General features: G+C 63.2%; 9 protein-coding genes. 2 read left to right on the plus strand and 7 right to left on the minus strand.

Annotated features, from left to right (window positions below; genetic code table 11):
- On the minus strand, positions 1–1,548 hold the full coding sequence (locus tag ACV1FX_RS10120; RefSeq protein WP_473117406.1) for a lipopolysaccharide biosynthesis protein: 1,548 nt from the start codon (positions 1,546–1,548) through the stop codon (positions 1–3).
- 443 nt (positions 1,549–1,991) lie between these two features.
- A complete protein-coding gene (locus tag ACV1FX_RS10125; RefSeq protein WP_473117407.1) occupies positions 1,992–4,763 on the minus strand; it encodes a M10 family metallopeptidase C-terminal domain-containing protein in 2,772 nt (923 codons plus the stop codon).
- A 188-nt stretch (positions 4,764–4,951) separates the two neighbouring features.
- On the opposite strand from ACV1FX_RS10125, the gene ACV1FX_RS10130 reads away from it, so the two are divergent.
- Both ACV1FX_RS10130 and ACV1FX_RS10135 read left to right on the plus strand, forming a co-directional pair.
- Entirely contained in the window at positions 4,952–5,254 is a 303-nt protein-coding gene (locus ACV1FX_RS10130) for a hypothetical protein (protein ID WP_473117408.1), read from the plus strand.
- Between the two features lie 120 nt (positions 5,255–5,374).
- Positions 5,375–6,568, plus strand: a complete 1,194-nt coding sequence (locus tag ACV1FX_RS10135) for a CaiB/BaiF CoA transferase family protein (RefSeq protein WP_473117409.1) — start codon at positions 5,375–5,377, stop codon at positions 6,566–6,568.
- 18 nt (positions 6,569–6,586) lie between these two features.
- On the opposite strand, the gene ACV1FX_RS10140 is transcribed toward ACV1FX_RS10135, so the two are convergent.
- The 5 genes from ACV1FX_RS10140 to ACV1FX_RS10160 all read right to left on the minus strand — a co-directional run bounded on the left by ACV1FX_RS10140 (position 6,587) and on the right by ACV1FX_RS10160 (position 11,876).
- On the minus strand, positions 6,587–8,104 hold the full coding sequence (locus tag ACV1FX_RS10140) for a tripartite tricarboxylate transporter permease (protein ID WP_473117410.1): 1,518 nt from the start codon (positions 8,102–8,104) through the stop codon (positions 6,587–6,589).
- A gap of 12 nt (positions 8,105–8,116) precedes the next feature.
- Positions 8,117–8,659, minus strand: a complete 543-nt coding sequence (locus ACV1FX_RS10145) for a tripartite tricarboxylate transporter TctB family protein (RefSeq protein ID WP_473117411.1) — start codon at positions 8,657–8,659, stop codon at positions 8,117–8,119.
- 60 nt (positions 8,660–8,719) lie between these two features.
- A complete protein-coding gene (locus ACV1FX_RS10150; protein WP_473117579.1) occupies positions 8,720–9,661 on the minus strand; it encodes a Bug family tripartite tricarboxylate transporter substrate binding protein in 942 nt (313 codons plus the stop codon).
- Positions 9,662–9,849: 188 nt separating this feature from the next.
- Complete coding sequence (locus tag ACV1FX_RS10155; protein ID WP_473117412.1) at positions 9,850–10,641, minus strand: enoyl-CoA hydratase/isomerase family protein; 792 nt, start codon at positions 10,639–10,641, stop codon at positions 9,850–9,852.
- A 35-nt stretch (positions 10,642–10,676) separates the two neighbouring features.
- Positions 10,677–11,876, minus strand: a complete 1,200-nt coding sequence (locus tag ACV1FX_RS10160; RefSeq protein ID WP_473117413.1) for a pyridoxal-phosphate-dependent aminotransferase family protein — start codon at positions 11,874–11,876, stop codon at positions 10,677–10,679.
- Positions 11,877–11,915: the final 39 nt, after the last annotated feature.

An 11,915-nucleotide genomic window follows, 5' to 3' on the forward strand; every position in this document is an offset into this window, starting at 1 on the left:
CTAGGCCGCCTTGATCGGGATGAAACGGCCAACGACAGCGCGAAGGTCGCGCCAGCAGACGGCGCGGTAGGGACCGAGCTGCGACGCGGCGATGGTGGCGACAAAGATAGTCGCAGCCGACAGAGACGCCACGCCGCCGACATACCACCAGGCCGGCGCAGACTCGAATGCGATGCGATCGAACCCATAGCGAAGCGCCAGCGCCACCAATATCCCGACGCCGAGCGGCATCAACATGAAATGAATCACGCGCGACCAGATACCGGCGATCTTGATGGTAGACCGCACCAGGAGGATTGTCGTGATCATTTGCGCGATCATGCCGACGCAGGCACTCCAACCTGCGGCCTGCCAGCCGAAACGCGGAAGCGCGAAGAGGCTGGTTGCGAGTGTGACGACGCCGGTGCAGAGCGAGATCAGGGCATTGGCGCGGGATCGTCCCTGTGCCAGCAAATAGAATGCAAGGACGTTTGCGCTCGATCCCAGGATGCCGGCGACCGACAGCACCACAAGCACTCGCTCGCCTTCGGCCGCGACCTCAGCATCGGTCCACAGGTGCAGCAGTGGCCCGGCGACGGGAATGAGCCCGCCCAGCGCGCTGGCCGCCAGTACGTTGAGGATCCAGGAGGAGCGAAGCAGCAGATCGACCTTGCGGTCCTCCGCCTCCTTGTGCAGCGAGCTGAAGAACGGAAACAGGGTTTCGCCGATCTTCAGGACTCCGATATAGACGGCCTCCTCAAGGCGCTGGGCGACGCCATAGAACCCCACGAATTGCGGCTGCAGGAGTGCGCCGAGGAGATAGCGGTCTGCCTGCGCGGCAAATAGCGCGCCGCCCTGGGCCACCAGTTGCCAGCTACCCAGACGGACCAGCCTTCGCAGCGCGCCGCGATGAATCGCCGGTCGCGCCAACCAATCTCCGATCGCATGGCGCGACCAGCCGAACGTCGCGAGCAGACTCGCCGCAAAGCCCAACGCCTGACAGCCGAGAAATGTCGACGCGCGCGGGGCGGATGGGACGAGGAGCAGCATGGATGCCGTCGCTGTAACCGTATTGATGATACTAATCGACGCAATGCGCCGATAATCCTGGCGGGCCGTGAACAGCGTGAGAAGAACTGCCGATAAACATTGGCACAGCCAGCCGAAGCCCGCCAATGTAAAGGCGCGCTCGAGATCGTCGGCGACCGGTCCGCTGAGATGAAAGCCAAGGCGCGCGAGCGGCGCGCCGACGAAGCCATAGAAAGCAGCAATCAAGGCGCCTGCACCGATCGCCAGCGCCATGGCGGTTGCAAACAACCTTCGTGCATCGTCGCAATCGGACGGCGCCAATCGCAGCGCGAGTTCGCGCGCCGTCGACATCGCCAGCGAATTGCTGAACACGAGCGCCGGTGCGATGCAGGCCGTGACCAACCCGGCGACGCCGAATGAAGCTGGGCCAAGGCGAAGCACGACGAACGGCAGGATGGCAAGATTGAGCACCACCGCCACCACGAACGCAATCGCGTTCCAAGCCGAATTTCCAAGCAGATCGGGCGGACTTTTTCTCACACCATTTCCAACCGTTGGGCCATGCCCGACCATGCACGATCGCCGGTAGATTTCAGAACGGAGCACACGTTTTCGGGCGACTAGATAGGGCCTTGAAGGCGCGTCTTAAGGCGGTTGAACAGCTTAAGCAATGGCAAGGAACCGGGGACCGGATCAGCCAAGCCGCGAGCACGCCGCCCGTCCAAAAAAACCGGAATCCGCAGCAATTGCTGGGGCAGGTCCAGCAATATCGGAGCGAAATTGCCGACCAACCGCATACAATTTGTCATACGCGACCACCCCCGCCGGGCTCGGCCGCCGCCCGTCCTGCTTGGCCATCTCGCGCTTGGATCAAACGGCGCCCCCTGTGAAGAACAGCGAGCTATCAGTCGAAAGTGGGATTGCCGATGCCCGCCCGGCGGCGGTGGGCGGCAAAATGGACGCCACCCTCCCCTTCTTGGAGACTACGCGATCAAAAAATGACCCGCCAGTAGATCAGCCAAATGGACCGCAGTCTGCGTCGAAGACGCCAGAGGTGCCATCGCAACACCTGTAGTCCCATCGCCGTTGAGATCCTGGTGAAAACTCGGCTCGAGCGACTCCAGCGCATTGCTTGTGCCCGAGACGACGCCACCCGTCGCATTGCCGACCACATTGCCGCTGCTATCGGTATTCCACACCGTGTACTGATCGGCGGTCAACGAATGCAGCGCCACCTCATATCCGCCGGAGGTCTGCTCTGCGCCGATAATCGTCCAGCCATTCAACGACGCGGCTGAGAACGGGCTGCCGCCGTACTTCAATTCTGGCCCGCTGCCGCCCGAAACGGGGTTGAAGAAGAAGTTGTCGCCAACTTTCACGAGGCTGGTCGAACCATACGACTCAATCACCGTGCTGGGCGCGCCGGTCTGCCCATCGCCGTTGAGATCCTGGTGAAAACTCGGCTCGAGCGACTCCAGTGCGCTGCTTGTGCCCGAGACCACCCCACCCGTGGCATTGCCAACCACATTGCCGCTGCTGTCGGTATTCCACACCGTGTACTGATCGGCGGTCAGCGAATGCAGCGCCACTTCATAACCGCTGGCGGTCTGCTCTGCGCCGATAACCGTCCAGCCATTCAACGACGCGGCCGAGAACGGGCTGCCGCCATACTTCATTTCTGGCCCGGTGCCACCCGAAACAGGGTTGAAGAAGAAATTGTCGCCAACTTTCACGAGGCTGGTCGAGCCATACGACTCAATCACCGTGCTGGGCGCGCCGGTCTGCCCATCGCCGTTGAGATCCTGGTGAAAACTCGGCTCAAGCGACTCCAGCGCGTAGCTTGTGCCCGAGACGACCCCACCCGTCGCGTTGCCGACCACATTGCCGCTGCTATCGGTATTCCACACCGTGTACTGATCGGCGGTCAGCGAATGCAGCGCCACTTCGTAACCGCCGGAGGTCTGCTCTGCGCCGATAACTGTCCAGCCATTCAACGACGCGGCCGACAACGGGCTGCCGCCGTACTTCAATTCTGGCCCGGTGCCGCCCGAAACGGGATTGAGGAAGAAGTTGTCGCCAACTTTCACGAGGCTGGTCGAACCATACGATTCGACCACCGTGCTGGGCGCACCGATTTGCCCATCGCCGTTGAGGTCCTGGTGGAAACTTGGCTCGAGCGACTCCAGCGCGTAGCTTGTGCCCGAGACGACCCCACCCGTCGCATTGCCGATCACGTTGCCGCTGCTATCGGTATTCCACACCGTGTACTGATCGGCGGTCAGCGAATGCAGTGCCACTTCATAACCGCTGGCGGTCTGCTCTGCGCCGATAACCGTCCAGCCATTCAACGTCGCGGCTGAGAACGGGCTGCCGCCATACTTCAATTCTGGTCCGGTCCCCCCAGCAACGGGATCGAGATAGTAGTTGTTTCCGATCTGCACCAGGCTTGTCGAACCAAACGCCTCGACCGTGGTGGGGGTGGTCAGGCTCAGCAGAGCGGCGCTCGTGATCGTGCCGTCGGCAAATTGGAAATACTCGACGCCGGTTACGGTATCAGTGCCGTCAGGTGAACCAGCACGCTGGTCAACCAAGGTGAAAGTCTGCGTGCTCGCATCGTAGGATACAGCGTAGCTCGCCTCATTGCCCGAATAGACCGCGGTGTCGGTCCCGGCTCCGCCGATGATCGTGTCGTTGCCGCCACCGCCGGTGATGGTGTCGTTGCCCGCGCCGCCATTCAGCACGTTGGCGATGGCATTGCCGAGTATCGTGTCGTTGCCGGTGCCGCCGATCGCGTTGTCGATGTAGGACCGGGCGTCGTTGTTGTAGAGATAGGCGTTGTAGACATTGCCTGACGCATAGTGGCCGTTGCCGAGATAGGCCAATTGCGTGGTCGAGAACACCGACGATGCGCCGGGGTTGAGATTGATGCTCAGGTTCGTCGTATAGTTCGACAGGTCGTAGGTATCGACGCCGCCGCCATCCCAGATCGTCTCGAAGATGCGATTGGCCGAACCGCCCGCTCCGCCGCCCGGCGCGAGCTGCGCGACGCCGTTGATGAATTCCTGGCCGGTGGTCGGGCTCCAGGTATAAACGGTGTTGTCGCTGTGGGTCGTGTAGTTCGCGCCGTACATCGTCTGCAGCGCGAGGATGTCGTTGGCCATATAGGTCTGCGGGAACCCATAGGACTCGTTGGTGTAGCCGGTCAGCGGCCCGCCGACATAGCTGCGATAGCTCATGACGGTGTACTCGGAATCGTCATGCGCGCTCGGCACCGCGACATTGGCGACGCCGCCGGTCTCCTGGCTGTGCTTCAGGCCAAAGGCGTGGCCGAGCTCGTGCAGCGCGGTCGCGAAATAGTAGTTGCCGAGCGAGGCCAGCGAATAATTGTATTGGGTTCCAAACCAGACGTCGCCGCCGGACGCGTAGTTATTCGGATAGTAGGCGTAAGATGTCGGATTGGCAGCCGGCGACTGCGCCACCATGATATCCGCGCCGTTGGTTCCGGCATACTGGATGGTGGCATTCGTATAGCTCTCGATCAGTCCGACCGCGTAATTGATCGCGGCCTGCATCTGGCTCGGGGCCGGCGAGAAGCCCGAGGTCGTCGGCTCGCCGCTTCCCCCGGTGTAAGGGCTCGGATAGTCGCTCGAGGAATCCGGGAAGCTATAGGTGATCGTGCCGGTCCATTTGTAACCGGACAGCATTCCATCGATGTCGGCGTTGCCGGTTGAGCTGATAGTAACCGCGGTAGCCAATGATCCTCTCCCGGGAACGCCGAGCACACGCCTGATTCGGGTGCCGCGCCAATTCTAGGGTTCGTTCTATACGTTTCGTTTAATTTGGGTAGGTTGCGCGAAGCCGCCCTGATAACGACTTGTTAATCGGTTTCCCCTGTGTTTACACGGGGTGTGACGAGACCACCGCAGCAATCTTGAGGTAACTCATGGGACCGTTCCGCCCTGCGGCGGGCCTTTTCGTGGCCCTCATCGCACTCGCCGGTCCTGATCACCTGCTCCTGGAGGAACAGCCTGTCATGGTTCGCAAAGCCAAGGCGCAGGAAGCAGGGAAACCCGGGCGCGCCGCGGTCATGCCGCCCGCGCGCGATCCCTCCATTGCCGTCGCCGAGGAATATGAGCTTGCTCGCCGAAAGGGAACGGCCGAGGCGCTGGAGCTCTTCATTGCCCGCCACGGCGACGACCCGCTCGCGGAGAAGGCTCGCGCCGAGCTGAAGCGCATGTCGCGCTGAGCCGGGCGCCATCGCGCCCCAGCCCCACGTTTTTGCTCACGACACCAGCGCCCAGCGAGGCTTGCCGCCCGATCGTTGGGCACTATGGTAGGCGCACAATTCGCTTCGGAGCTCGCACGAATGCCCTTCCCGCACGCCTCACAGGCCCTGTCGCGCTTTACCGTGCTCGATCTGACCCGCGTCCGGTCCGGTCCCACTTGTGTGCGACAGCTCGCGGACTGGGGCGCCAACGTCATCAAGATCGACGCCCTCACGGAGGATGCCGGCGGCGAGCAGCCGGGCGGACCACGGCACGGGGCAGACTTCCAGAATTTGCACCGCAACAAGCGCGCGATGACGCTCAATCTGAAGGACCCGAGGGGGCTCGAGGTGTTCAAGCGTCTCGCCGCCAAGGCCGATGTGGTGGTCGAGAATTTCCGCCCCGACGTGAAGAAGAAGCTCGGTATCGACTATGAGAGCCTGCGCGCGATCAATCCGCGCCTGGTCTATGGCAGCATCTCCGGCTTCGGCCAGAACGGCCCCTACCACAAGCGCCCGGGCTTCGATCAGATCGCGCAGGGCATGGGCGGGCTGATGTCGATCACGGGGGCGCCGGGCGGCGGTCCGATGCGGGTGGGTATTCCTGTCGCAGATCTCACCGCCGGGCTGTTCTGTGCCATCGGCATTCTCACAGCGCTGCTCGAGCGCGACGTCTCCGGCGAGGGCCAGTGGGTGCAGACCTCGCTGTTGCAGGCGCAGATCTTCATGCTCGACTTCCAGGCCGCGCGCTGGCTCATGGAGAAGGAAGTCGCCAAGCAGGCCGGCAACAATCATCCAACCAGCATTCCGACCGGCGTATTCAAAACCTCGGACGGCTACATCAATATCGCCACCACCGGTGGTCGGATCTGGGAGCGCTGCGCGCAGGCGATCGGCGCCCCCGAGCTCGTCGCCAATCCGGACTACGCGACCGCGCCGGCGCGATCGAAGAATCGCGATGCGCTCAACGCCGAGATCGAGAAGCGCACGGCGGCGAAATCAACGGAGACCTGGGTCCGGGAGCTCAACGAGGCCGGCGTGCCCTGCGGGCCGATCTATGCCATCGACCAGATGTTTGAAGACGCACAGGTCAAGCAACTCGGCATCGCGCAGGACGTACCGAACGCGGAGAACCGCCACATCCGCCTGGTCGGCCAGCCCGTCACACTGTCGCGCACGCCGAGCGCAATGGTCGCGCGGCCGCCGGAATTCGGAGAGCAGACCGACGAAGTGCTGGCCGAGTTCGGCTTCGATGCCGCCGAGATCACCAAGCTCAGGGACGCCAAGGTGGTGTAGGTTTTCCTCAGCCGACAGCTAGCCCGAGGCAGGGGTCGGCCGCGGCGACCGCCGGATCCGGCTGAACAGGGAATCGATCAGCGGCCAGAACAGGAGCACGATCGCCAGCGTCGTGATCGAGCCAACCAGCCCGTTCGACCAGAACACCTTGAGGTCGCCACCGGCGCCGATCATCGACAGGCGAAAAGCGTCCTCAGCGCGGTTGCCGAGGACAAGTGCCAATGTGAACGGCGCCAGGGGAATGCCGATCTTCTTGAAGACGTAGCCGACGACGCCGAAGCCCAGCATGAGCCAGATGTCGAACATCGCGTTCTGGATGGCGTAGGCCCCGATCGCGCAGGACACCACGATCATCGGCGCGACCGCGGCGAAAGGCACGCGCAGGATCGAAGCAAAGATCGGCACAGTGGTCAGCACCAGCACGAGGCCGACGACATTGCCGAGATACATCGAGGCGATCAGGCCCCAGACGAAATCCTTGTGCTCGACGAACAGAAGTGGCCCCGGATTGAGGCCCCACACCATCAACCCGCCAAGCAGGATGGCCGCCGTTCCCGAACCGGGAATGCCGAGCGCGAGCATCGGCAGCAGCGCCGAGGTGCCGGAGGCGTGCGCCGCCGTTTCCGGCGCGAACACGCCCTCGATACGCCCCTTGCCAAAGCTTTGGGGGTCCTTGGCGAAGCGTTTGGCGAGATTGTAGCCCATGAAGGACGCCGCGATCGCGCCGCCCGGCGTGATGCCGAGCCAGCAGCCGATGAAGGATGAGCGCAGCAGCGTCACCCAGTATTTCGGCAGATCCTTCCAGACCGACAGCACGACGCGCAGCGAGATGCTCGCGGCATGCCCGCGCAGCGCCAGCCGCTCCTCCATCGTCAGGAGAATCTCGCTGATTCCGAACAGCCCGATGACGGCGACGAGGAAGTTGATGCCGCGGAGCAGTTCGGCGGAGCCGAACGTCATGCGCAATTGGCCGGACACGGTGTCCATGCCGATGCCGGCAAGCAAAAGGCCGAGCGACATCGAAATGACGGTCTTGTGCTTGGCCTCGCGGCCGAGACCGACAAAGGAGCAGAAGGTCAGGAGGTACACGGCGAAGAACTCGGGCGGACCGAATTTGAGCGCGAAGGACGAGATCAGCGGTGCAAGGAAGGTGATCAGCAGCACCGCGACCAGCGAGCCAATGAAGGAGGAGGTAAACGCCGCGGTGAGCGCTTCCGCCGCCCTGCCTTGCTGTGCCATCGGATAGCCGTCGAAAGTGGTCGCCACCGACCAGGCTTCGCCGGGGATGTTGAACAGGATCGAAGTGATGGCGCCGCCGAACAGCGCGCCCCAATAGATGCAGGACAGCATGACGATGGCCGAGGTCGGATCCATCGTGAAGGTCAGCGGCAGCAGGATGGCGACGCCGTTGGGGCCGCCGAGCCCGGGCAGCACGCCGACGAAGATGCCGAGCACCAGCCCGACCATCATCAGAACGAGCGTCTTCCAGGTGAGCAGGACGGCAAAGCCGTGGAGGAGGAGACCGAACGCTTCCATCGCGGGCCCGCCCTAGAAACCGAAGGCCGCTTCGAGCGGTCCCTTCGGCATGATGACGTCGAAGGCGATGTCGAAGGTGACGAACATGATCGCCGTGAACAGGAATGCGGTGAGCAGCGACTTCCACAACGCGATCTTGCCGATCAGCCGCATGAAGCCCGCGATCAGCAGGAAGCTCGCGACATAGAGCCCGAGGAACTGAGTGATCAGGCAGAACAGCAGCGTCGGCAGGAACACTGCCATCACGCGGCGGGCCTGCGCGCGGGTGACGAACGGCTCGCCCCGGGCGCCCCGCGCGAGCAGTGCCGCCACGAGGCCATAGAGGCTTCCACCGGCGAGAATGACGCACAGATAGAACGGGAAGTAGCCGGGCTCGGGTCCGGTCGAATCCCAGGAAATGCCGGTGCGCCAATTGTCGTAGCCAAGCGTGATCGCGAGTGCGAGCAGCAGGAGCGAGACGATGATCTCGATCGTTCCCGAACTGACGACGCTCGGCGAGTCGTCTTCAGGCGCGGTCGGGTCGTCGACGACGATTTCTAGATCGGTTTGAGACATGAGCGACAACAACCACTGCGGCCATCCCCTCTCCCCGCTTGCGGGGCGAGGTGAAGACGGCTACTTCGCGACGAAACCCGCTTCCGTCATCAGCGACTTGTTCAGCGCGTCGTCCTCTTCGAGGAACTGGACCATGTCCTTGCCGGTGAGGAAGATCGGCTTGAGCGCCTGCTTCTCCATGTAATCCCTGTATTCCGCCGTCTGCGTTACCTTCTGGAAGAGGTCGACATAGAAGGCCTGCTGCTCCGCCGTCACCTTGCCGGGCAAGAACATCGCGCGCAGCATCAGGTACTGGATGTCCAGCCCCTCCTCCTTGCAGGTCGGGATGTCGTGCCAGGACTGCGTCTCCGTCACCTTGGTGGTGTAGGAGATGCGCTCCTTGTCGAACACGCAGAGCGCACGCACCTGGCCCGCGCGCCAGACTTCGAGATTTTCGCTGGGGTTGTTGACGTTGGATTCGGTGTGGTTGCCGACGAGCTGGGTCGCGGCCTCGCCGCCCGATTTGTAGGGCAGATAGGAGAATTTCGCGCCGGTCTTCTGCTCGAGGAAGACGGTGAGCACGTGATCCTCACGCTTGGAGCCGGTGCCGCCCATCTTGAACGGGGAGCTTGCGGCCTTCGCCGCCTCGATGAACTCCTTCGTCGATTTCGGCCCCGCCGCGCTGTCCCACAGCACGAACTGGTCCAGCGCGATCACCGAGACCGGCGTCAGGTCGCGCCAATTGAAGGGGATCTTGGCCGATAGCGGCAACATGTAGATCAGCGAATAGGCGATCAGCACCTTGTTCGGGTCGCCCTCGCTGGACTTCATGTACATCAGGGCTTCGGCACCGGACGCACCGCCCTTGAGCGACACCACCATGGGCTGCTTCATCAGATTGTTCTTCTGGATCGCAGCCTGCATCATGCGCGCCATCTGATCGGAGGCGCCGCCCGCACCGGCTGCGACCACGATCTCGACCGGCTTGGTCGGCTCCCAGCCGGCCAAAGCCGGCGCGCTCATCAACAGGGCCGCCGCAGCTCCGACGGCCTTCACTGGAATTCGCACGAGTTTCGTCCCTTGGTTGTTATTGGCTTTTTGACGCCGGGGAATTTGTCAACGCATTGTGCGGAGGAATGCTGAGGAGTTCAAGCAGCCGGGCATTCCGCCGCATATGACTTTCGGCTGACGGGACGCGCGGCGACCGGGTCCTACTTGCCCTTCCAGTTCGGCGGGCGCTTGTTGAGAAAGGCATCCATGCCTTCGCGGAAATCCTCGCTCATATAGGCCTTGAGGATCAGATCCTCGCCTTCTTCACGCGAGAGCGTGCGGCGAATACGGCGTACCGCCTCCTTGGTGGCTTCCAGCGTGAGCGGCGCGTGGCTTGCGACGAGCTTGGCGGTTTCGTCGGCGCGGCGCTGAAGCGTCTCGACGTCAGGCACGACCTCGTTGAGCAGGCCGAGCGCCAGGGCTTCCGGCGCCTCGACGAGGCGCGCCTTGAAGATCAGGTCCTTGGTGCGGGCAGGTCCCACCAATGAGACGACGCGGCTGATGTTCGACATCGACAGGCAGTTGCCGAGCGTGCGCGCGATCGGAAAGCCGATGCGGGTGGTTTCCGTCCCGATGCGGAGATCGCAGCAGGCCGCAATCCCCGCGCCGCCGCCGGTGCAGGCCCCCGCGATCGCCGCGATGACGGGGACGCGACACTGCTCCAGCGTGCCGAGCACGCGATCGATCCGCGCTTCGTAATCGAGCGCATCCTGCGCGGTCTTGAAGGCGCGAAACTGCGAGATGTCGGTGCCCGAGGCGAATGCCTTGTCGCCGGCACCGGTCAGGATCAATGCCTTGATCGAACGGTCTGCATTGATGGCCTGGCAGATCTCCGCCATGCGCTCATACATGGCGAAGGTCAGCGCGTTGCGCGCCTGCGGACGGTTGAAGGTGATGCGCGCAATGCCGTCCGTGACGGAATAGAGCAGGTCTTCAGTCACCGGTGCGTTCATCGCGCGCTCTCTTTCTTCAGTTCACTCAGGTTAGATCAGGCGACCTGAGCCTTGGTCATCGGCACCGCGTCGCGTCCCTTGAGGACGTCCATGGCCGCCAGCACGCCGCCGCTCCGGTGCGGGACCTTGGCAAGATCCAGGCCCATTTCGACGCCGGACAGCGTGCCCATCAGCATCAGATCGTTGAAATGGCCGATATGGCCGATCCGGAACACCTTGCCCTTGACCTTATTCAGGCCGGTGCCGAGCGACATGTCGAAGTTCTCCAGCACCACTTTCCGGAAATTGTCGGCGTCGTGGCCCTCGGGCATGCGCACACCCGTGAGCGCCGGCGAATGCGCGTTGGGATCGGCGCACTGGGTCTCCAGGCCCCAGACCTTGATCGCCGCGCGCGTCGCGGCGCTATGGCGCTTGTGGCGCGTCCAGACGTTCTCGAGTTCCTCCTCTTCGAGCATCTTGACCGCCTCGCGCAGTCCGAAGAGCAGGTTGGTCGCGGGCGTGTAGGGGAAGGTGCCGGCCTTGTTGAAGGCGATGACCTCCTGCCAGTCCCAATAGGAGCGCATGCCCTGATTAGCCTTGGCTACGGCCAGCGCTTTCTCGGAGACGGCGTTGAAGCCGAGCCCGGGCGGCAACATCAGGCCCTTTTGCGAGCCTGCGACCGAGACGTCGATGCCCCAGGCATCGTGCTCATATTCCATCGAGCCGAGGCCGGAGATGGTGTCGACCATCAACAGCGCCGGATGCTTCACGCGGTCGAGGATTTTGCGCACTTCCGAGGGCGGCGTGACGCAGCCGGTCGAGGTCTCGTTGTGCACGACGCAGACCGCCTTGATCTTGTGCTGCTTGTCGGCAGACAGGCGCTGTTCGATCTCGGCGAGATCGGCGCCATGGCGCCAGTCGCTCGGGATGAAGTCGACGTCGAGCCTGAACTTGTCGGCGATGCCGCGCCACAGCACGGCGAACTGGCCGGTTTCGCACATCAAGACCTTGTCGCCGGGCGAGAGCACATTGACCATCGCCGCTTCCCAGGCGCCGGTTCCGGAGGAGGGAAAGATGATCACGGGCTGCTTGGTGCGGAAAACCCGTTGCATCGCGGCCAGGACGGCAAAACCGATCTCGGCGAACTCCGGACCGCGGTGGTCCAGCGTCGGCATGTCCATCGCCCGCAGCACCCGGTCGGGCACGTTGGTCGGTCCTGGAATCTGGAGAAAATGCCTTCCAGTGTGCACGGTCATAGGCGTCCTTCCCGGTCTTGAGAGCCTTCCGAGGGGTCT

Source organism: Bradyrhizobium ingae, from assembly GCF_055791185.1.

Bases quoted from the DNA above. Each gene is read 5' to 3' on its own strand.
- ACV1FX_RS10130 (WP_473117408.1), top strand. From the start codon at position 4,952: ATGGGACCGTTCCGCCCTGCGGCGGGCCTTTTCGTGGCCCTCATCGCA.
- ACV1FX_RS10135 (WP_473117409.1), top strand. From the start codon at position 5,375: ATGCCCTTCCCGCACGCCTCACAGGCCCTGTCGCGCTTTACCGTGCTC.
- ACV1FX_RS10140 (WP_473117410.1), bottom strand. From the start codon at position 8,104: ATGGAAGCGTTCGGTCTCCTCCTCCACGGCTTTGCCGTCCTGCTCACC.
- ACV1FX_RS10145 (WP_473117411.1), bottom strand. From the start codon at position 8,659: ATGTCTCAAACCGATCTAGAAATCGTCGTCGACGACCCGACCGCGCCT.
- ACV1FX_RS10150 (WP_473117579.1), bottom strand. From the start codon at position 9,661: ATGAGCGCGCCGGCTTTGGCCGGCTGGGAGCCGACCAAGCCGGTCGAG.
- ACV1FX_RS10155 (WP_473117412.1), bottom strand. From the start codon at position 10,641: ATGAACGCACCGGTGACTGAAGACCTGCTCTATTCCGTCACGGACGGC.
- ACV1FX_RS10160 (WP_473117413.1), bottom strand. From the start codon at position 11,876: ATGACCGTGCACACTGGAAGGCATTTTCTCCAGATTCCAGGACCGACC.